This is a genomic window from Nocardia wallacei (assembly GCF_014466955.1).
In the GTDB taxonomy this organism is placed as follows: Bacteria; Actinomycetota; Actinomycetes; order Mycobacteriales; family Mycobacteriaceae; genus Nocardia; species Nocardia wallacei.
Genome location: NZ_AP023396.1, coordinates 4,481,211 through 4,503,517, shown reverse-complemented (window position 1 = coordinate 4,503,517; position 22,307 = coordinate 4,481,211). Strand labels below are relative to the sequence as shown.

General features: G+C 67.2%; 12 protein-coding genes and 2 CRISPR repeat arrays. Of the genes, 11 read left to right on the top strand and 1 reads right to left on the bottom strand.

The features are described from left to right. The first annotated feature begins 306 nt into the window (after positions 1–306). The 10 genes from NWFMUON74_RS19795 (at position 307) to cas2e (ending at position 17,584) form a co-directional block, all read left to right on the top strand. Positions 307–2,115 (top strand): hypothetical protein, encoded by a 1,809-nt coding sequence (locus NWFMUON74_RS19795; protein ID WP_187683349.1) that lies wholly within the window; start codon positions 307–309, stop codon positions 2,113–2,115. Continuing rightward, positions 2,109–4,931, top strand: a complete 2,823-nt coding sequence (locus NWFMUON74_RS19790) for an ATP-binding protein (RefSeq protein WP_187683348.1) — start codon at positions 2,109–2,111, stop codon at positions 4,929–4,931. Before NWFMUON74_RS19795 ends, NWFMUON74_RS19790 begins: the two co-directional genes overlap by 7 nt. A gap of 1,359 nt (positions 4,932–6,290) precedes the next feature. After that, positions 6,291–7,539: a CRISPR direct-repeat array (repeat unit 28 nt; unit sequence GTGCTCCCCGCGCAGGCGGGGATGATCC). 975 nt (positions 7,540–8,514) lie between these two features. Next, entirely contained in the window at positions 8,515–11,334 is a 2,820-nt protein-coding gene (gene cas3 / locus NWFMUON74_RS19785; RefSeq protein ID WP_187683347.1) for a CRISPR-associated helicase Cas3', read from the top strand. Further along, positions 11,331–13,052, top strand: a complete 1,722-nt coding sequence (casA, locus tag NWFMUON74_RS19780; protein WP_187683346.1) for a type I-E CRISPR-associated protein Cse1/CasA — start codon at positions 11,331–11,333, stop codon at positions 13,050–13,052. Before cas3 ends, casA begins: the two co-directional genes overlap by 4 nt. Further along, complete coding sequence (gene casB, locus NWFMUON74_RS19775) at positions 13,049–13,705, top strand: type I-E CRISPR-associated protein Cse2/CasB (RefSeq protein WP_187683345.1); 657 nt, start codon at positions 13,049–13,051, stop codon at positions 13,703–13,705. Before casA ends, casB begins: the two co-directional genes overlap by 4 nt. A 6-nt stretch (positions 13,706–13,711) precedes the next feature. Next, positions 13,712–14,833: a type I-E CRISPR-associated protein Cas7/Cse4/CasC gene (gene cas7e, locus NWFMUON74_RS19770; protein ID WP_187683344.1), complete on the top strand. Its 1,122-nt coding sequence runs from the start codon at positions 13,712–13,714 to the stop codon at positions 14,831–14,833. Further along, positions 14,830–15,555: a type I-E CRISPR-associated protein Cas5/CasD gene (gene cas5e / locus NWFMUON74_RS19765; RefSeq protein WP_187683343.1), complete on the top strand. Its 726-nt coding sequence runs from the start codon at positions 14,830–14,832 to the stop codon at positions 15,553–15,555. Before cas7e ends, cas5e begins: the two co-directional genes overlap by 4 nt. A 3-nt stretch (positions 15,556–15,558) precedes the next feature. Beyond that, positions 15,559–16,236 carry a type I-E CRISPR-associated protein Cas6/Cse3/CasE gene (gene cas6e / locus NWFMUON74_RS19760; RefSeq protein ID WP_187683342.1) on the top strand — a complete coding sequence of 226 codons (678 nt, stop codon included), beginning with the start codon at positions 15,559–15,561 and terminating at the stop codon, positions 16,234–16,236. Further along, positions 16,233–17,180, top strand: coding sequence for a type I-E CRISPR-associated endonuclease Cas1e (gene cas1e, locus NWFMUON74_RS19755; RefSeq protein ID WP_187683341.1), 948 nt, complete (start codon positions 16,233–16,235; stop codon positions 17,178–17,180). The genes cas6e and cas1e overlap by 4 nt, the downstream gene beginning before the upstream one ends. Further along, positions 17,177–17,584, top strand: a complete 408-nt coding sequence (cas2e, locus tag NWFMUON74_RS19750; protein WP_187683340.1) for a type I-E CRISPR-associated endoribonuclease Cas2e — start codon at positions 17,177–17,179, stop codon at positions 17,582–17,584. Before cas1e ends, cas2e begins: the two co-directional genes overlap by 4 nt. 40 nt (positions 17,585–17,624) lie before the next feature. After that, positions 17,625–18,018: direct repeats of the CRISPR family, unit length 28 nt; unit sequence GTGCTCCCCGCGCACGCGGGGATGATCC. 244 nt (positions 18,019–18,262) lie between these two features. On the opposite strand, the gene NWFMUON74_RS19745 is transcribed toward cas2e, so the two are convergent. After that, positions 18,263–21,259 (bottom strand): NACHT domain-containing protein, encoded by a 2,997-nt coding sequence (locus tag NWFMUON74_RS19745; protein WP_187683339.1) that lies wholly within the window; start codon positions 21,257–21,259, stop codon positions 18,263–18,265. A gap of 573 nt (positions 21,260–21,832) precedes the next feature. On the opposite strand from NWFMUON74_RS19745, the gene NWFMUON74_RS19740 reads away from it, so the two are divergent. Next, positions 21,833–22,288 carry a hypothetical protein gene (locus NWFMUON74_RS19740; RefSeq protein ID WP_187683338.1) on the top strand — a complete coding sequence of 152 codons (456 nt, stop codon included), beginning with the start codon at positions 21,833–21,835 and terminating at the stop codon, positions 22,286–22,288. Positions 22,289–22,307: the final 19 nt, after the last annotated feature.

The window sequence follows — 22,307 nt, the reverse complement described above, 5'->3', positions numbered from 1 at the left end:
AGGAACAGCGGTATTCTCAAATGAATGCGTCGATGCACGGTCCGCCGCCACCGACCATCGGCGAATGTGGCGAGCAGCTACTAGCTGATACTGAATGACCTGCACGTCCATCGTGCCGTAGGGAGTTCAAGCGTTCAGAGCAACAAAAGAGCTACACGTTATCGTGACGACAATACGGTGCCGCTGTGGCAGCACATACCCGCAAGCACCGTTACTGTCCGGTAACGATCGCTGCGTGTAATCGCATAGGGCCTTAACCTTACCTTGCGGGCCTGCTTTACCACGTCTTAATTCCTGGGGGATATCGTGGATCAATTGCCGAATGCGGGTGGTCGCCATTTGGCTGCGCGATTGTTGGCGGCGCACGAGCGGTGGGGTTGGGAGTACGTGGCACCCGAACCGCTGGCGCCGAGTCCGTTGCAGGCGCAGGCCCCTCGCTGGCTGGGTTGCGCCGAACCGGAACCTCTGCGGCGAGACCGATTGCGCGCCAAAGCTATTCCGCTCAGTCTGGGTGCCGCGGTGCTAGTGGCGGGGTTTATATCTGTCCTGGCGTTCTCATGGGGGCTGCCCTTCTGGCCGATCTCAGGTGTTGTCGTCGTCGCACCGATGGCGGCATGGTGCGCGATGGTGGCACTACGATACTGGGCTGCCCGTGGATTGCATCAGACGCGCACGGCAGAGGAGTGGAACCGTTACCAAGGCGCCGTACAGGAGTGGCAGTCGCGGGTGGCCGAACACGAGCAACGCGAACAAGCGCGGCTAGCATCCACCGTGCTGTGGTACCCGGTGGTGCCGGAACAGCAATGGACGCAGGCGAACATCTTCGGTGGCACAATGGACGGCTGGTCGAGCCTGTTATCGACCCTGGGTATGTCGTTGCTGTCGAGTAGTCCACAGTTGCTAGTGCTGGATTTCACCGAGCGAGGCGTCGGTACAGGCCTGGCGACTCTGGCGGATGCGGCAGGGCACCATATATGCGTCAACCAGGTACCGGGCGATGGTGTTTTCGGTGTTGAAGGCCTGTCGGCCGCAGAAGCCGGAGAGCTGATGGCCGGCGTGCTGGCCGAGGCCCGAGGTTCTAAGCACCCGGATGCGGCGCGAGCACGAGCAGCGGACGCTGAGGTAGTAGAAGCCGTCTGCGGCCGGTTGGCACCACCGTGGACGTTCGAGCGGATCGCCGCGGGCTTGACGATTGTGCGGCGAGTCTTCGACACCGAGCGCCGACCATGCCTGTCCCACAGCGAGATCCGCGAGCTGACCCGGGCGACCGATGTCCTGGGACCCTTTTCCGACAGCGACGCATTGCGATTCGCCACCGCCACGCTCCGCCTTCTCAGCGATTCACCGCACGGCGGGACATCGCTGGGTTCTTTCTGGGCCTCGCCAGGGGTACATGTGGTCGCCACGGCGGATCCACACTCCCGGCGCAAGAATCTACAGGACCATTTCGTGTTCTTCCGACTCCTGCACGAAGTTCGCTCGGGAACCGTAGGCCTGGCAGGCGCGGTCGTAGTGGCGGGAGCGGACAATTTGCCCGTCGCCGAAATCGAGGCGCTCGCCCGGCATGCCGGACGAATGGGTATCAGACTGATCGTGATGTATGAGCACCTGCGCGGTGAGCACGCCCAGTTGCTGGGCGGGGCGAACACCTCGACCGTGCTGATGCGGCTGGGAGCGGCGGCAGAAGCCGCGACGGCGGCCGATTTCGTCGGACGAGGGCACAGATTCGTGTTGTCGCAACTGACCGAGCAGGTCGGCCACAGCTTCACAGGCGGAATATCCGATACCGCGGGCGACTCGGTCACCGCCACCGTAACCGACAACTACTCCCCGACCTCGGCAGGTAGTTCAGATTCACGGTCCCGCGCGGCGACGTGGTCGCAGACAAGCAGCTGGTCGTGGGGCGATAACTCGTCGTCTTCTCGGACATGGGCACGAGCGTACGAATACACGGTCGAACCCACCACGTTCCAGTCGCTACCAGCGACCGCGTTCGTGTGGGTGGAACCGGGAGGCCGGGGCCGCCGCGTCGTCGCCGGAGACTGCAACCCGGGCATTGCGCTACTCGACCGCGTCGCTCCGCATCCCCGGACCAACACGGCCGTAACATGCTGAGCGGCTTGCGCTTTCATCAGCTACTGGCTATCCCGACCTCGCAGCCAGGCGCCGACGAGCCTGCCCGAAATCAGAGCGCGCGTCCCTGGGCTGCGGTGTTCGCGGCATTGACCGCCGCGCACCCTGCCCTGGCCTCAGTTGACGGCGCGTCGTTAGCAGTGGCCTGGGACCGCGTCGGCGACGATCGACGCATCCGAGTGCTGGTAGGCGGACGCCTACAGTTTCCCGCAGTGTCGACCCGCAACGGCCGGACGACCGTGATGTTCCCACCGGGAGCCGTCGGTTGTGAAATGGATACGGAAACTATTGCGGCACAATGGAAAGCCTTGCCTGTTTGGCTGCGGTGCACGGGACGTCCAGATGCGCTGTGGTTGCAGGTGCCAGGTGAGGGGGCACGGACGCGGCGAGGTGGATTCGAAGACTACGTCACTCACCTGCCTGGCAGGTTCGTCTGGCTGGTCGTGGCCGCGCCTGTCCGCACAGAGGAAGTCGACGCCGAACTCGCCGCGCTAGAGGTGCAGCTCCCGCGGCTGCGAGCCCGCGACGACTCAGAGCCCGCCCGCGTCGCCGTGCGTCGCGGTGAACTCCGCTACCGGGAACTGTCTCGAGCACACGGGACCGGATTGTGGCGAGTTCATGTCCTCGTCGGCGGTGACGATCTCACCGCTACCCGCACCACCGCCGCACTACTCTGCAACGCGGCCGATCTCGACGATCTCCCGTACACACTGACCCCGCACCCGCAGACAGGCGACGCCGAGGAGGTGTGGCGCACCCCCGTGGTCGCTGGCGAAGACTCCTCGCCCTTTCTGTGTGACACGGAACTGCTTGCCGCACTGGCCCGTCCGCCACGACAGGAGCTGCCCGGAATTCGAATGGTGGAGACAGCCGGATTCGACCTGACACCCGAGAACGAGGGAGACATCGACCTCGGCTCCGTCCTTGGTGCCGCCGACGAACCCGTCCACCGGTTCAGCGTCACCCGCGAAACCCTCAACCGGCACACCCTGGTAGCCGGGGCAACCGGATCGGGCAAATCGCAGACGGTGCGTCACCTCCTCGAGCAGCTCCACACGCTCGGAGTCCCGTGGTTGGTCATCGAACCAGCCAAAGCCGAGTATGCCGCCATGGCTGGCCGCACCGGCGCGCCGGTCGCAGTGATCCGGCCCGGCGACCCCGACGCGGTCCCGGTCGGAATGAACCCCCTCGAACCCGAGCCCGGCTTCCCGCTACAAACCCATGTCGATTTGGTTCGCGCCTTGTTCCTGGCCGCTTTCGACGCCGTCGAACCATTTCCCCAAGTCCTGTCGCACGCGTTGATCCGCTGCTACACCGACCTTGGCTGGGACCTCGTGCTCAGCGAACCCCGTATCCCTGGCCGGTCACCGCGGTACCCGAAGCTGGGCGACCTACAGCAAACAGCACTCGAAGTAGTCGACGCAATCGGCTACGGACGCGAAGTCGCCGACAACGTGCGCGGCTTCATCGACGTGCGGTTGGCGGCGCTGCGGCTCGGCACCCCGGGACGCTTCTTCGACGGCGGCTATCGTCTCGACATTTCTGCTCTTCTGAACGCCGACACGGTCATCGAGATCGAGGACGTCGGAACCGATACGGATAAGGCATTCCTCATCGGCGTCGTACTCATCCGCATCGCGGAACACCTCCGCATCCACCGCAACGAAACGTCGGCGGGCACCTATCGGTTGGCACACGTGACAGTGATCGAGGAAGCCCACCGACTGCTGCGCCGCGCCGAGCCAGGCAGCCCTACCGCGCACGCAGTCGAACTATTCACCGCGTTGCTCGCCGAGATCCGCGCTTATGGCGAAGGAATCGTGGTCGCCGAGCAAATCCCGACCAAAATCACCCCGGATATCGTCAAGAACACCGCGCTCAAGATCGTGCACCGCCTACCCGCCGCCGACGATCGCGACCTTGTCGGCACCACCATGAACCTCGATTCCCAGCAGTCTCGCCACGTCGTCTCGCTACCACCCGGCCGCGCCGTCGCGTTCACCGATGGCATGGACCGTCCCATCCGCATCGACATCCCCCTCGGCGAAGAGCGCGAAGCACGAGGATCGGCACCAGCCCCCGCGGTTCTGCCGCCCCCACGCGAACCGCTGCTATTACTGCGGGACCTCAACCGCGCGCACCGGCTCGCTGAGGACCCGCGGCTGGTCCTCTGGATCGAACTGACTCTCATCGCTCACCTCGTCGGGCGAACGGTCCCACGCCCCGACCCCGCCTGGCTCAGCACCTGGCGTGGCCAAGCCAACCCGGCAATCACTGACGAAGCAGTCCACCACCTCGTCCGCACCGCCGTCGACCGACGAGGCCCCGGACTGTCCCAGTACTTCCCGCCCGAACACCTCACCGAACACCTATCCACGATCGCAACCACAGCCCTGCGTGGCGCGCCACAACGCTGCTGTAAGGATGATGAGACCTGTTGGCAAGCTGGCAGGTACCGCTGGAGCGATGTCGAAGAAGCGTTGCAAAATCCACAATTGCCACAGCAGTGCCCACATCCCGACACCAACGCTTGGGCTGCCCGCGGGCTGCGCCTGACCGGCACAACCCTGCCCGAGCAACGCGAACAACTCCGCGCCCACCCAGATAGTTGGGCCGATCCGGCCATCATCACCGGCCCCGCCCCAACATTGCTGTCCCTTACCATTGACCAACTCAGCCGCGCCGCTACCACTGAACAACGCCTTCAGCACGCAACCACACACCTGCACGGACTGACCCGCTGGCCGCTCGCGCTACTCGAACCCCACAACGCTTCTGGTGCGCAGAACGACTCATGACATCAACCCGACCGGTTCGGCCCGGGCGCCAATGAGTCGCCGCGGTCTGACGTCGGAGCAAGTGAATAAGGAATTTCGTCCCATATGGTATGGGTTGGTACCTCGCCTGAGTCGGCCAGCATCTGGGCGATGACGCCATGACCGTTCTGAATGTTCCGCGAACGCGGGCCTGTATGAGGCACAGCCAGGGGCGACCCGGTGTCGTCGACTTGTCGCAGGTTCGCGCCCTCGGCGGGGCACTATAAGGATGGGACCGCCGCTGACCAGCGGTTTGCCTGGGGAACATTGACAGTCGAAACGCGATTTGGCTACCCGAAGGCGAATCGAACGTGTTGAAGGCGGTCGCCGACGCGTTCGGCCGAGCCGTGCCCGCTCGGGGGAGCGAATCATCACTTGATGAGACAGCCGTGCATTCACGTCGAGCTCTCGAGGTGGCGAGCTATTGGTCAATTCTCGTTCTGATGACAGTTCGAATGAGGACTGGCCGCCAGGTTTGGTCGCGGCCGGAATGACTGGCGCACAGAGCTTTTCGACGACTACCCTTCAGTTCTCGTTCCGCCTGATGGTTGCCGGCGGCGTGCCCTTGCCCCGCGCCGCCGGAGGCCGTGGACGGTGGTCTCATCGAAGGTTCTGGCGACGTCGGCGGTACGGAATGGGAACCGGTTCCGCTGGTATATGCGAACGTGATCGGCGGGTGGCCACACCTCACTCCAATCGTGGCTCGCTCGGTCCGCCGCGCTGCTATTCGGACCCGGAGTGGCCGTTTCGGGCAGGGGCGGGGACGCGGTTGGTGCGGGCAAGCAGTTGGGTCGGTGGTGTCGGTCGCTGTGGTCGTCGCGCTGGCGTTGCCGGTGCGTGCAGATGCCGAGCCTCGGCTGTCCTGAGTCCAGGCTCGTGGCGGCCCGCGAGGGACGGCGCCGACGGCTATTCCAGCCAAGCAGAATTCGGTACTGGCACCACCTCCGGTGGTTGCACCACCCGGAGACCGTGTTGCGGCGTAACGGTAGCGTTTAGATGTCGATGCGCTATGCCGTGGGCAGTTGGCATTCGCTCTGCGACGATACGGGTGGTGGCTGACCCGGTACAAGTCGACATCCATCATGTGGCGCCGTTGACCGAGGCTCGGCGCTCCGGCGTCGAGACGCGGTGCCGGAGGAGGGGAATGTTCGCCAAGGATCTCGACCATCCGCAGCCACTGGCTGTCACCGTCGGGGTGAACCGGGCGACGGGTGATCAGGATCCGGCGCAGTGGTTCCGCCGAATCCGGAAACCGGCCCTCCGGCCGCCGGTTAGGACCTGTGCGTGAGCAAAGTGAATGAATTCCCGGGTGTGTCGCGGTAACGTAGCAGGTCAGAAAGTGTGCTCCCCGCGCAGGCGGGGATGATCCGCTACAGGGCGGAACGTTGTGCGCGCACGAAAAGTGCTCCCCGCGCAGGCGGGGATGATCCCTGATCCGCAATGGCTACGTGGAGGTTGTGGAGGTGCTCCCCGCGCAGGCGGGGATGATCCGTAGCGCCCACTCATCACCGAGAGGACCGGACAGTGCTCCCCGCGCAGGCGGGGATGATCCGCAGATGGCATCGACGAGCCACTCCCGCTACCCGTGCTCCCCGCGCAGGCGGGGATGATCCGCTCAACCCTACGGCCGCAGGGTTCCACATGGCGTGCTCCCCGCGCAGGCGGGGATGATCCAATCCGAGCAGTCCGACATATTTGTCGTCACCGGTGCTCCCCGCGCAGGCGGGGATGATCCGTCGGGGAGGGCCGGGCGAGACGTGGGGACATCGTGCTCCCCGCGCAGGCGGGGATGATCCGGCGTGATCGCGCACATCGGGGGATACCCGACGGTGCTCCCCGCGCAGGCGGGGATGATCCGTCTCGTTTGCCGTCGCGGTACGCGCGCAGGTAGTGCTCCCCGCGCAGGCGGGGATGATCCAAACGACTGAGGATCCCACCGAAGGCAAGGGCAGTGCTCCCCGCGCAGGCGGGGATGATCCGACGGGCGTGTGTGTGGTGACCGGAATGTTCAAGTGCTCCCCGCGCAGGCGGGGATGATCCGCTGATTGCCGCCGAGGAGCGGTGGGAGCGGCTGTGCTCCCCGCGCAGGCGGGGATGATCCGGCGTTCACCGTGGCGACGAACTCGAGGTTCGGGTGCTCCCCGCGCAGGCGGGGATGATCCCCAGTTCCCCGGAGGCAATCACAGTCGGGCACAGTGCTCCCCGCGCAGGCGGGGATGATCCGGGGACGCGCATCGTCGTCCTGGACTACCCGATGTGCTCCCCGCGCAGGCGGGGATGATCCGACCACCGGTTGTCCACCTCGCGGTAGAGGTTGGTGCTCCCCGCGCAGGCGGGGATGATCCGCGTCGCAGTCGGCCCGGTCAGCGCAGCGAGCGGTGCTCCTCGCGCAGGCGGGGATGATCCGTCGAGGCGGTCGACGACCATCGCCAAGTTCTCGTGCTCCCCGCGCAGGCAGGGATGATCCGGAGACGACCAAGACCTTTTCCCGTCTCGGCAGCGTGCTCCCCGCGCAGGCGGGGATGATCCCCGGGGAAACTGATCGGCGGCGTGCCCGCCGCAGTGCTCCCCGCGCAGGCGGGGATGATCCGCCGTCGACTTCCGCTTGCGGTCCGCACTGGACGTGCTCCCCGCGCAGGCGCGGGGATGATCCGCCACTCGCCGGTCGGCCGGTGATATCCGAGCTGTGCTCCCCGCGCAGGCGGGGATGATCCGGGTCGCGCGCCGACTGAGGGCATGTTCGCTGGGTGATCCCCGCGCAGGCGGGGATGATCCGGAACGCATCTTCCGCGACGAGATCGTCAAGCCGTGCTCCCCGCGCAGGCGGGGATGATCCTCCTAGGAGGGTAGATAGCTGTACACACTGACAGTGCTCCCCGCGGCAGGCGGGGATGATCCGTTGACACGGCGCACCCAGCGGCCGCCGCCGGTGTGCTCCCCGCGCAGGCGGGGATGATCCGCAGGGACCATCCCTGACGAACAGCACCTACGCGTGCTCCCCGCGCAGGCGGGGATGATCCGATGGCACGCCAGGACGCCCAGTGCACCTCGGTGTGCTCCCCGCGTAGGCGGGGATGAGACGGGTCGTGTGCTCGACGTCATGGGCACCGCGGCGTGGTCCACTCGGATGCGGGGATGGTCCGGGCGATGGGTGATGACCGACGACGGCCAGCCGTGTTCCCCGCGTACGCGGCGGTGACCCCCGCGTTGGTGTGCGGCGATTTGCCGGATGATGCCCACGGCCAGGCGGTGCTCTTCACGCACGGGGTGATCCCATGCGGTGCCGGATGCCGTGTGAGGCGAGTGGGGTCCGCGTCGGAGCGGAGACGTTTCGTGGTGTGGTCGTTGGCGGTAGGCGCTCTCGCGTGGTCGTGGTGGTGAGGTGCGGGCTCGTTGTTATCCGCGGGTTTGTGTCAGGGGTGGTCCGTTTCAAGATCGAAAGTTGTTGCTGTCGTGTCGGTTTGGTGGGGGCCGGGGGTGGTCGTGTCGTCTGTAACGTGTCGGTGGGGCGTGCGATAGTTCGGGCATTCTGTTGGTCTGCGTGGGCATCTGGAGGGGGACTGCGATGGGGTTGAGTGAGGCGGCGCGTTCGGTGTGGGCGAAATCGCCGAATAGCGTGGGGGATTGGCTTCCGTTGTGGCAGCACATGGATGATGCGGCGGATGTGGCGGGGTGGTTGTTCGATCGGTGGTTGCCGGGGTCGGTGGTGGAGTTGCTGGCGCGGGATTTGGGGGGTGATGTGGTGGCTGCGCGGGCGGCTGTGCGGTTTCTGGCGGGGGTTCATGATGTGGGTAAGGCGACTCCGGCATTCGCGGTGCAGCACGATTTGCTGGCGCAGCGGATGCGGGAGTTCGGGTTGAGTATGCCGACGAGCAAGCGTGAGCTGCCGGATCGGGATCAGGCGCATCACACGGTGACTGGGCATCATTTGCTGGTGGCGTGGCTGGTGGAGCGGGGGTGGCGTCGGTCGGTGGCGCGGTCGTGGGGTGTGGTGGTGGGTGGGCATCACGGTGTGCCGTTGGAGTCCGACCCGGCCGATACAGCGCAGGCGTATCCCTGCTTGTTCGGCCAGGGCTTGTGGCGGTCGGTGCAGTGGGAGCTGGCTGATCGTGTCGCGGCGCGGATAGGTGCGGCGGATTACCTCGATCGCTGGCGAGATGTGAAGCTGTCGACCGGTTTTCAGGTTGTGGTGACCGGTTTGGTGATCATGTCGGACTGGATCGCGAGCAGTGAGGAGTTGCTGCCGTTCCTGCACGGCGCGCTACCCGCGGTGGGCGACGGTGATGGTCGGGCGGTGCGAGGATTGCGGCGGTTGGCTCTTCCGGGGCCGTGGCGGCCGGATTCGGTGAATGAGTCTGTGGCGCAGCTGTTTGCGTCGCGTTTCCGGCTGCCAGAGGGCAGTGCGGTGCGTCCGGTGCAGGTGGCGGCGTGTGAGGCGGTGGAGGAGATGGCGGGGCCGGGGTTGCTGGTGGTGGAGGCGCCGATGGGGGAGGGGAAGACCGAGGCGGCGTTGGCGGCGGCGGAGTTGATGGCTGCCCGGTGGGGCGCGGGTGGTGTGCAGGTGGCGTTGCCGACGCAGGCGACGACGAACGCGATGTTCGATCGTGTGCTGGCGTGGCTGGACGCGATGGGCGCCGACGGGCAGCAGGTGGGCGCGGTGACCCTCAGCCATGGAAAAGCCCGGCTGCACAGGGAGTTCGACGGACTGGTGCGCGAGGGCTGGTTGCCGCGGACCGGAATAGGCTGTGACGAAGAGGATTCCGCGGATCCGCAATCGCGCCGGGGGCGGCATGCGGTAGTGGCGCATGCGTGGCTGGCGGGGCGGAAGAAGGCGCCGTTGGCGAATTTCGTGGTCGGCACGATCGATCAGTTGTTGTTCGCGGCGTTGAAAGCGCGGCATGTGATGCTGCGTCACCTCGGGCTGGCGGGCAAGGTCGTCATCCTCGACGAGGTCCACGCCTACGACGCCTACATGAACTCCTACCTGTTGAAGACGTTGACGTGGCTCGGCGCGTACCGGGTCCCGGTGATAGCGCTGTCGGCTACGCTACCGGCAGACCGCCGCACCGAGCTGCTGCAGGCGTATCAACGCGGACGCCTCGGCGCACCACCGGCGCCGCCGGCGGTGCAGGTGGGGTATCCGTTGCTGTCGTGGACAGCGGCCACCGAGGTCGGCAGCCGGGTCGTCGTGCCTTCCGGTCGTACGACGAGCGTCGCGGTGCAGGCACTAGGCGGAGCGGTCGATGACGACTTCGACGAACTCACCGCTGTGCTGAAAGACCTTCTCTCCGAGGGCGGTTGCGCGCTGGTGGTCCGCAATACCGTGCGCCGCGTGCTCGCGACCGCGGCGAGGTTGGAGGCGGAGTTTCCCGGTGAGGTGATCGTGACCCATGCCCGGTTCATCGCCGCGGACCGGGCGCGCAAGGACGCCGAACTGCTGGAAGACTTCGGCCCCGGCGGCGGGGCGCCGCAGCGGTTGCGGCGGCGGATCGTGGTCGCCTCCCAGGTGGTCGAGCAATCCCTGGATGTCGATTTCGATGTCCTGGTCACCGACCTCGCGCCGATCGATTTGGTCCTGCAACGCATGGGACGGTTGCACCGCCACCAGCGCGGCGACGGCCAATCGCAACGCCCGCCGAAACTGCGCCAGGCACGCACTTACCTTGCCGCTGTGGACTTCTCGGTCTCGCCACCCGCACTGGAACCGGCCGCGGCCCGGCATGTGTATCAGTCTTATCCGCTGCTGCGGGCCGCCGCGGTGCTGCTGCCGTGTCTGGGGTCGGTGATTTCGCTGCCCGACGATATCGCGCCCCTGGTGCAGAACGCTTACGGGCCCGAGCCGATCGGTCCCGGCAGCTGGCAGGCGGCGATGGCTGAGGCCCGGCAACGATGGCACAGCGACATCGCGCGCCGTACCGACCGAGCGATGGATCATCAGCTCGATGATCCTGGCCGGCCCGGTAAGCCGCTCGTCGGCTGGTTGTCGGCCAACGTCGGTGACGCCGACGACGCCGCGCAAGGGCAAGGCCAGGTACGTGACGGCGCCCCCAGCCTCGAAGTCGTCTTGATCCAAACCACCGACACCGGGGAGTGGCAGACGCCATCGTGGCTGCCCGACGGTGACGGTGGCCTGCCTATCCCGCGCGATGTCACCCCGGACGATTCGACAGCCCGTGTGATGGCCGACTGCGCGCTGCGGCTGCCGCTGGATTTCAGTTCGGCCGAGGCCGAGGAAGAACTGTGGCAGGCCACCCCACTTGCCTGGGAATCCTCGCTGATCATCTACCGCCTCCCCGCTCTGGTCGTCGATGAGCGCGGCCGTGGACGACTGGCTGGGAAAGACATCCGCTACACCCGCCACACCGGATTGGATGTGACCGCATGACACCACCCACGTCACCACCTCGCCCATCCAGCACCAAAGTATCGGCGACAGACTCACCGGTCGGCGAGCGGCAGCCGTTCAATTTGCTGGACGAGCCGTGGATCGTCGTGCTCGGCCGCGACGGCCGTGAACACGTGGTGTCGATTCTCGGATTGTTCGAGCGCGCAACGGAATTCACTGCGGTCGGGGGCGAGGTGCCGACGCAGGGTTTCGCCGTCACACGGTTGCTGCTGGCGTTCGCACATCGCGCGCTTCAGGGCCCGGTCGACAGTGATCAGTGGCAGGAGTTGTGGGAGCAGCCGGTTTTGCCGATCGAGGTGTTCGCCGAGTATGGCGAGCGGCTACGGCACCGGTTCGACCTGTTCGATCCGGTGGCGCCGTTCTTCCAGGTTGCCGGTCTGCGGACGGCGCGGGGAGAGGTGTCGGGGTTGGAGAAGATCGTGGCGGATGTGCCGAACGGGGAGCCGTTGTTCACGACCCGGTCGCGGCGCAGCCTGCAGCGGATCTCGGCGGGCGAGGCGGCGCGCTGGCTGGTCCACACCCACGCGTTCGATCCGTCGGGGATCAAGTCCGGTGCGGTGGGAGATACGACGGTGAAGGCGGGGAAGGGGTATCCGATCGGGCCGGGCTGGTCCGGGCAGATCGGGGGCGTGCTGCCCCTCGGCGCGGATCTGCGGGAGACGTTGTTGCTGAACCTGATCGCGTTCGAGGAGCAGCGGTTCGCGCGGCTGGGCGGGGCCGGGGATGTGCCGGTGTGGGAGCGTGAGGATCAGGACGGGCCGGTGTGGTCGGAGCGGCCACCGGCGGGCACGGTGGAGCTGTATACGTGGCAGACGCGGCGGATCCGGTTGGTCGGGGACCGGTCGGGGGTGACGGGGGTGGTGCTGGCCAACGGTGACCGGATCCAGCCGCAGAACCGGCACAGCCTGGACCCGCACACCGCGTGGCGGTATTCCGAGCCACAGAGCAAGAAAGCGAAGACGGTCGTGTACATGCCGGTCACGCATGCTGCGGAGCGGTCGGTGTGGCGTGGCCTCAACGCGTTGCTGCCCTCGGCCGCGGGCCGCCAGACGGCGAACGGTGCGCCGCAGCGGTATCTGGCGCCGGGGGTGCTGGGGTGGATCGGTGAGTTGTGCGCCTCGGAGGTGCTGCCCGGTTCCTATCGGCCTGCGATCGGAGTGGTCGGTGTCGAATATGGTGCGCAGAACGCGACCTATGCCGAGATCGTGGAGGACGCCCTGCCGGTGTCGGTGATGCTGTTGCGCGAGGACGACCCAGCGGCCGGGCAGGTCGCCGTCAACGCTGTCACCGACGCCGACAAGGCCGCGAGCGCGGTGTGGCGGCTGGCGGAGAACATCGCCCGTGCCGCGGGCGCGGAGCCGAAGGCCGGCGCGGGCGATCGGGCGCAGGAGCAGGTGTATGCGGCGCTCGATGCACCGTATCGGCGCTGGCTCGCGGCATTGGTGCCTGACAGCGATCTGATTGTCGCGCGTACCGAGTGGCAGCACACCGTCCGCCGCAGCGTGGCGGCGATCGCCCGCGATCTGGTGACCGCCGCGCCACCGGCCGCGTGGACCGGCCGTGAGGTCGACGGCCGCACCATGACCGTCGCCGCCGCCCAGGCAGGATTCATGGCCAGCGTGCGTGCGGCATTGCCTTTGGCGCACAACACATCCCGCACGACTGACTCCGAGGCAACCAAGGGAGTAGTGGCATGACGACATCCACCCGCGAGACCACCACGGTCGAGCGCAAGTATCGCCTCGGCGATCTGGGCCGGTTCCTCGACCCTCGCCTGACGCAGCTACAGGACAACCTGCTCCGGGGTGTGCCGGCGGCGCGGGCGGATCTGGCGCGGTTGCGCCGCGGTGTCGGTAAGCCGGTCGGTGACGTTCCCGAGATCTGGAACCTCACCGTCGGAGACATGCCAGACCACGTCCGCTGGAGTCGCGGCGAGTCCTACCCGGCCGTGTGGGACGACGCGACCCGCACCGAGCAGGCCGCTCATGCCGCGATGACGTTGTTTGCGGTGCACCAGCAGTCGATGACGGTTCGCGCGCACAAGCCGGGCACCACGTTCGGCACGGCTGTCGCCCAGCTGAAAATCCGCAAAACCGCCAACACCGAGGCGGTCACGCGGCGGTTCACCGCCCTGGCTACCGCCGAGACGGTCGAGGAATTCCTCACCCACGCCCGCGGCCTGATCACCCAGCTCCGCGGTGAAGGGCTGGGGTTCGACTACGCCCGTTTCGCCGACGATGTGGTCGCACTGCTGACGCCTGGCAGGCAGGTCACTGTCCGGCTGGCATGGGGCCGCGACTTCCACCGCACCACCACCGAATCCACCCCGAAAACCACCACTAAGGACTGAAACAGTATGGGCCGCACCATTTTCGACATTCACATCCTGCACACCGTGCCGCCGAGCAATCTCAACCGCGACGACACCGGCAGCCCGAAGACCGCGGTCTACGGCGGGGTCCGCCGTGCCCGGGTGTCGAGCCAAGCCTGGAAACGCGCCACCCGCGTTGCGTTCGACGACCGCCTCGACCGCACCGAACTCGGCGTGCGGACCCGACGCGTCGTCGAACTTATCGCATGCGAAATCACCAGCCGGGCACCAGAACTGACGGAACGAGCTACCGAGCTGGCGAGCGAGACGATCAAAGCCGTCGGGATCACGGTGAAGCCGCCGAAGAAGGACGCCACCGCGGAAGCGGGCTATCTGGTATTCCTGTCGCGGCGCCAGGTGGAGGCCCTCGCGCAGGCCGCGATCGACGCCGCCGGAGCCGAAGACACCGCGCAGGCGTTGAAACACGCGAAGGTGAAAGACCTTGCCGATCAAGCGCATTCGGTGGATGTCGCGCTGTTCGGGCGGATGGTCGCCGATCAGGCCGACCTGAACGTCGACGCCGCGGTCCAGGTGGCGCACGCGATCAGCGTGCACCCGGCCGAGACCGAGTTCGACTACTTCACCGCGGTCGACGATTTCCTCGATGACCACGAGAAGGGGGCGGGCATGATCGGGACGGTCGAGTTCAACTCCGCCACCCTGTACCGGTACGCGACCGTCGATGCCGACCGGCTCGCCGACAACCTCGGCGACCCGGTCGCCGCGCGGCGTGCGGTCGAGGCGTTCGTCGACTGCTTCGTGCGGTCGATGCCCACCGGTAAACAGAACACCTTCGCCAACCGCACCCTGCCCGAAGCCGTCGTCGTGCTGGCCCGTGACTCCCAGCCGATCAATCTCGTCGGCGCGTTCGAGCACCCGGTCCGGGAATCCGACCACACCGGCCGGGTCAAACGTGCCGCCGACGCCTTGCGCGACGAGGCCCGCGAAGTCGAACGCGCCTACACCGAAACCCCCGTCGCGGCGTGGGTGACCCGCCTCGGCACCGACACCGCCAGCCTCGACGACCTGGGCCGCAACGTCCCCTTCGCCGAGCTGGTCGCCGGGGTCGGTGAACTGGCCGCCCAGCGGCTGGCAGACCCGTCGTGAGCGTCCTCGCACTGCGGCTGGCCGGGCCCCTGCAATCGTGGGGCTCACGCAGCCGCTTCGTCCGCCGCGACACCGAAGACGCCCCCACCAAAAGCGGTGTCCTCGGACTGATCGCCGCCGCCCAGGGCCGCCGTCGCAGCGACCCGCTCGAGGACCTGCTCGACCTGAGGTTCGGGGTGCGGATCGACCAGCCCGGCCGCCTGGTACGCGACTTCCAGACCGCGCAACGCCCCCGCACCGAACGCGACGGCAGCACCCGCTGGCAGTCGCTGCCACTGTCCTACCGCTACTACCTCGCCGACGCCGTCTACCTCGCCGCCGTCGAAGGCGAGCGCGCCCTGCTCGACGGCATCGACCACGCCCTGCGCCACCCCCACTTCCCCCTCTATCTCGGGCGGCGCGCCTGCCCGCCCGCCGGGCCGGTCGCCTGCGGCGTCTTCGACGACACCCTCGACACCCGACTCGCCACCCACCCCTGGCTGGTCAGCGAACGCACCCAGAAACGCACCCGCGCCACCCAGGTGGAGCTGGCGACCGTCCGCGACGCCCGGCCCGGCGACACCGGCACGGAGATGCTGCGCGACAACCCGGTCAGCTACGACCCGGACCGGCGCGAGTACGCCTGGCGCCAAGTCGTACGCGCGACCGTGCGCATCGACAACCCGCACGGCACCACCGAACCGGTCGACGAGCACGACCCGATGACCATCCTGGAGGCATGACCGGTGTTCCTCACCAGAATGGCGCTCAACCCCCGCCGCCGCGGCGCCCGCCCCCTGCTGTCCTCCCCGCAAGCCATGCACGCCGCGGTCATGAGCGGATTCGCCGACCCCGGACCCACCGACCACGGGCGCGTGCTGTGGCGGCTGGACACCTACTCGACGCACCGCGTCCTGCTCTACACCGCCAGCCCCGGCAAACCCGACTACACCCACCTCGTCGAACAAGCCGGCTGGCCCACCACCCACACCTGGGACACCCGCAACTACGACACCCTCCTCGACACCCTCACCCCGGGTCAACGCTGGCAGTTCCGGCTCACCGCCAACCCCGTACACTCCGTGCGCTTGCGCGACTGGCCAGACACCAAACCCGTCGGCCACGTCACCGCCGACCAGCAGCAGCACTGGCTCCTCGCCCGCGCCGCCCGCGCGGGATTCACCATCCTCCCGCACTCCAGCGCCCCCGGCGAATACCAGCTCACCCTGGCCGAACGCCGCACCCACCGCTTCCGCCGCGGCGAGAACCAGGTCACCGTCGCCACCGCCACCTACGAAGGCATCCTCCAGGTCACCGACCCGGACCTGTTGCGCCACACCCTCACCCACGGCCTCGGACGCGCGAAATCCTACGGTTGCGGACTGCTCACCCTCGCCCCGCCCCGGCCCGCGCACCAGCCATGAGCACGATCGGGCGGCGCCCCACCCGCGCGCAAGAACTCGTCCGCATCTCCGACCGCGTCTCGTTCCTCTACCTGGACCGATGCGTGGTCAACCGCGACTTCAACGCCATCACCGCCACCGACGAACGCGGCACCGTCCACATCCCCGCCGCGTCCGTCGGCGTGCTGCTACTGGGCCCTGGCACCACCATCACCCACCAAGCCATCGCGTTGATATCCGACAGCGGCTCCACCGTCGTCTGGGTCGGCGAACGCGGCGTCCGCTACTACGCCCACGGCACCACCACCGCACGCTCCGCGCGGCTGCTCGAACGACAAGCCCACTGCATCACCAACACCCGCGTCCGCCTGAGCGTCGCCCGCGCCATGTACGCCATGCGCTTCCCCGACGACGACGTCTCCGAACTGACCATGCAACAACTACGCGGCCGAGAAGGCGCCCGCGTCCGCCACGTCTACCGACACCACTCCGCCCGCACCGGCGTGGAATGGAAACACCGCCGCTACGACCTCGACGACTGGGACAGCGGCGACCCCATCAACCAAGCCCTCTCCGCCGCCAACTCCGCACTGTACGGAGTCGTCCACTCCGTCATCGTCGCCCTGGGCTGCTCACCCGCGCTCGGATTCGTCCACACCGGCCACCACCGGTCCTTCGTCTACGACATCGCCGACCTCTACAAAGCAGACATCACCATCCCCCTCGCCTTCGACATCGCCGCCGACGAACCAGACGACATCGCCGCCACCACACGCCGCCGACTCCGCGACACCATCTACAACGGCAAACTCCTCACCCGCTGCGCCGCCGATATCCAGCACCTCCTCCGCGCTGGCGACGACGACGACCCGGAAATCGACAGCCTCGAATTCGACGTCATCACACTCTGGGACGAACACAACAACACCGTCCCCGGCGGAGCCGGCTACGGAGACGAATTTTGACAGTCATCGTCCTCACCGCAGTCCCACCGGGACTGCGCGGCCACCTCACCCGATGGCTCCTGGAAATCAGCCCCGGCGTATTCATCGGTCACATATCCACCAGAATCCGGCACCTCACCTGGGACCGCATCATCGAATACGTCGCCGACGGCCGCGCCATCATGGTCTACACCGCACACAACGAACAACGACTTGAATTCAAAGTCCACGGCCACGACTGGACCCCCATCGACTACGACGGCCTCACCCTCATGCAACGACAAACCGTCCCCGACTACACACCCGCACGAAGGACTCGGACCACACAAGACACACGCAACAGCGGCGCACCACAACTGTCCGACGAAACAGTGTGGCGCAGACGCGCAACACGACGGAAATTCAAACCAAAACAAACCGAATGAAATTCGCTCGTGGTCACCACAAAGCGCCTGGTCAACAAGTGTGCTCCCCGCGCACGCGGGGATGATCCGGCCATGAACGCGCTGTAGCCTGACCTGCACCAGTGCTCCCCGCGCACGCGGGGATGATCCGGCACCCTGGCGAAGCGCTACCTGCACACCGGCGTGCTCCCCGCGCACGCGGGGATGATCCGCACCTGTACCGCAACGAAGACGGAAGCTGGCCGTGCTCCCCGCGCACGCGGGGATGATCCGTACGGCCGTCGCGTGCCCAAGCTGCGATCGATGTGCTCCCCGCGCACGCGGGGATGATCCCTGCTGTCGGTGTGCTTCGATGTCGCCGCGCGCGTGCTCCCCGCGCACGCGGGGATGATCCGTTCGGCATCGAAATGCGCCAGCTCGACGGCTTGTGCTCCCCGCGCACGCGGGGATGACCCGGTGGGGTGGGCAAGACCACCACCACCGTGGTGCTCCTCGCGCGTGGAAATGGTTCAGAACGTCAGCGGTTTTGGTTGTTCGGGACCGGGGTGCTTCTGTCGGCTGGGGAGTACTGCTTGGTGCAGAGCCCGTGCGTGTGTGCGTTGGTTGGGGAAAGTCTGACGCGTCGTTGCGGGTTGGTCTGGCGTGCGCGTGGGGGCCGTGTCGGACGGTTGGAGTCGATCTGCTCGGTTGGTGTCGTGGTTATTCGCGTGTGAGGACGATGATTTCGTTGGGTGGTATGGGGCCGTGGAGTCGGCGTTCGAGGATGGTGGTGGCGTTGACGATGGTCTGGCAGGCGGTGCGGATGTGGCGGGGGCCGTGGTGGTGGTCGGATTCGAGGGCCAGGCTCAGGGCGGTGAGCCGGAACAGGGTCGCGACGGCGGGTGGCATGTCGGTTCTGCGTTCGAGGGCGGCGGTGACGAAGGCGGCGAGTTGGTCGCCGAGGTCGCGTATCCAGGGCAGGGGTGCATGGGTGAAGGTGAGGTCGCGTGTCATGTCGCCGGGGGTTTGGGTAAGGGCGGTGACGGTGCGTTGGTGGAGGGGTGGGTTGGGCTGTCCGGCGAGTCGCCGCAGTGAGGTGGTGGCGTGGGTGAGGGGTTTGTCGCGTTGGCCGGCGAGGATGAGCAGGTCGCGGAGGTGGTGGCCGGGGTGGGGGTGGAAGTCGGCGAACCAGTCACCGATCTCGGCGGCGCTGGTGAGGTCGAGGGTGTCGGCGGTGAGGTCCGGTTCGATCCGGATGCCCATGTGGTCGGTGAGGTCGTGCAGGGCGTCGGTGAGGCGGGTGGGTCTGCGGCGGCCGAGGGAGTCGTGCAGGCGTGCGAGTGCGCGGCCGAGGTCGTGGGCGTAGGCGAGTACGAGGGCTCGGGCGAGGGCGGGGTCGAGAGGGCCGACGAACATCGCGTTGTGCAGGCGGCCTTGGTCGGTGTGCAGGTCTTGGTAGTAGGTCGCGGTGTAGAGGCTGGCGGCGGCGCGGCGCCCGCGCAGGGGTTCGGCCGAGGGGTCGTAGGGGTCGAGGATCAAGGCCGTGGCTAGGTAGATGTCGCGGCTGAGGTAGTGGCCGACGATGTCGGCGCTGATGCGATAGGGGTGGTCGGTGCCGGTGGGGGTCCAGCGGATGTGCGGCGGGCGGCCGGGTCCACCGGCCGGTGGGTGGGTGGGGGAAAGCCACATCGGTGGTGGGGAGTCGGCGAGAGAGCCGTGGGCGGCGAGGTCGGCGGCTTCGCTGACGTGGGGGAGGCGGTAGCTGGCGGCGGGTTCGTAGTGGTTGACCCAGGCGACGAAGGCGGTGGCGTCGTCGTAGCGCACGCCGGTGACCGGTGCGGTGTCGAGCGGGGGGAGTGGGGTGTCGGGAGTGCGGTCGCGGCCTTGGTCGGCTTCGTCGGCCATGAACAGCCGGTAGAGGCCGGCGGGGACGGGGTGGGTGCCGCGGTGTTCGGTGCCGACCTCGACGGTGTGGCGCAGGAATCGCCGCAGGACGACGCGGGTGAGCAGGTGCCGCCGCACGGGGGTAGTGCAGGCGTTGCCGACCTCACCGAGCAGATCGCTCATCTGCGCGCGCAGTGACGGTGCCATGCGGGTGCCCTGTTCGGTGCAGTCGAAGGCCAGCTCGAGGGCGGCGGGGGTCTGGGAGGCCAGGCAGGCGTGGATGATGATGTCGGCGTCGTATTGGGCGGTGTAGAGGATGGTGGTTTCGCGCCACCAGTCGTCGTCGATGTTGGCGACGAGCAGGTCGACCTGGTTGCGGGCCTGAATCTCGACCGAGGCGAGGTATTCCTGGAAGGTTTTGTGGCAGAACCCGATCGCGCCGGTTTCGGGTTCGACGAGGATGCCGTCGTTGCGGAGTTCGGTGAGCATGGCCAGGGGGTCGATGACGCCGTCGAGTCGCTGCACGGCGGGCCGGATGATCGCGACGGCGCGGGAGGTGGAGACGTCGCGGACGCGTTCGGCCATCATCGTCAGCGCCAGGATCTGCAGGACGGCGAGTTTGTCGGTGCCCTGGACGGCCGAGGTGAGGCCTTTGACCGCGCGGCGACGCCACAGCAGGACCTCGCAGATCTCGCGATACAGCTCGACGCGGTTGCGGGGCAGCACGCCGCGTTCGCGGTGGACGTTGACGATCATGGTCAGCAGCAGCGGGTTGACCGACATGGCATCGAGCGTGGTATGGGTTTTGATCTGCTCGCGCAGGTGGCGGGCTTGCTGGGTGGCGTGGGCGCGGTCGGGTTCGACGGTGGCGTACCAGTTGTCGATGAACTGGGCGATCTGTTCGGCGCTGAGCTGGCGGACCTGCAGCACGTCGGCGCTGTTGATCGCGGCGGCGGGGTAGCCGTGGCGCCGGGAGGTGAGCACGTAGTGGTTTTTCGGGTAGGCGCCGATCTGCTCGTCGACCCACTTCACCAGCGTCTCCCGCAGGGCGGGCTGGCCCACCTCGTCGAGTCCGTCGAGCAGCACCACGCACCGGCCGCGGCGCAGCCGGGACTCGAACCAGCCCGCCGGGGGTGGCCGATCCAGCCCGGTCGGGACCGCGCGGGCGGGCAGCCGCAACGCCGGGTCCTCGGCGATGGCGGTGGCGTGCTCGCGCAGCGACAGCAGGATCGGTACCCGGCGGCGGCCGAACCGGCGCCGGCACGCCTGCCGCGCGGCTTGACGCAGCAGCGTGGTCTTGCCGCTGCCCGGCGCGCCCAGCACCGCGAGTACCCGCGCGTCCGGCGACTTGAGCAGCGTGGAGATCGAGAGCCGTTCTGCGTTCGCCGCCGGTACCCGGTCCGACAGCGGGTCGGTGCTCACCTGGTGGCGGGGGCGGTTGACGAGGCTGACGTCGATGTAGATCTGGTCGAACGCCGGCACCGAGTTGGGAGTGGTGACCAGGCCCTGCAGGTCGATCTTGCGCAGGTGGTTCAGCAGCCACCGCCGGTAGCCGTGGCCGTAGCGCGACAGCCGCGCGATGAGGACCCCGTCGACCCGCTCGACCAGCCGCGGCCGCCACCGATCGGCGACATCGGAGGCCACACCTCCGGTGAAACGCGCCGCGGCCAGCACGAACCAATACGCCGCCAGCAGCAGCAACGCCACCGGCGGATGCTCGACGGCGAACTCTTTCGCCGCCGCCGCGACGGCCACAGGTAGCCCGACCGCGGCAGCAGCCCAGCCGAGGGCCGCCCAGGGAAACGCTGGGCCGGTACGGTTTTCGTTACTCATCGCCCGGGACCTCCCCGGGCGCAAGGGAGATGAGCAGGAGATGACGCGCGAGTGTGTTTGCAGGTGAACTCGCAGATGTTCGATTGATCGAACAGGTGACACCCGATATCGTTGACACTGACAGCTCCGTGGTTTCAGCGGTTTCCGAAGCGCGTTGCGGCAGCTGTCGACACCCGTGCTCCGCCCCCCGGCACGGGGGCGGAGCACGACATCGGGTTACCACTGGCTGAGCTTCGGGTATCAACCCCACAGCAACGCTCGCACAGAACTGTAGTCGGGCAAACCGACTGAATCACAAGACGATAACGAAGCCGATACTTGACATCATTTGCTGTCAAATTCCTACCGTGCGCCGTATAAAGCGCTGGTCCCGCGCACCGAGGCATCATCGTGCCGGCCCGGACAAGATCAAAGTTCCCGATCTGGCCTGTTATCAACATCACATTTCCGGTGACGTGGATCACGTAGAAGCACCGGAACGGCGATCAGCCAAGCCGACACGCTGGAAGGACGCCAAATTTTCGCGATAAAGATTTTCTTGACATTATGCGTTGGTGTAGGAAGTATGAGGCCATGACTCGCAGGCATGGAACGGCTCCCGGCAGCCCGCTGCCCGTGCCCGACGATCAAGCGATTGCTGGGGCGGCGGCAGAACTCAATTTGGCAATCGGTGACAAATGCGACGAACTGGCCGCAAATCTGATCAATACCCTCGCAGAAACCAGCGACACGGCCTCGGCCGCCCCGCCCGGCGCCGGCCAGACACCTCCCCGCCTACATCGCGAACTCACCAAACTTCGGATCCGCCGCGCCGCCAACGCCGATCTCGGCGGCGCGGTCGCCGACGCCCGGCTCGCAGGCGCGACATGGGAACAAATCGGCTGGGCCTGTGGCTGCTCGAAACAAGCCGCATACGAGCGATGGCACACCATCGTGAAGAAGTTCGAGGCCGCGCGACGAGCCACCGACCAGCCCCGGCTGGACGCCCTCGACCAGTACGACCCCACCGGCGCACCACCGCCACCGTGAACGAGACCTGGTGAACTGC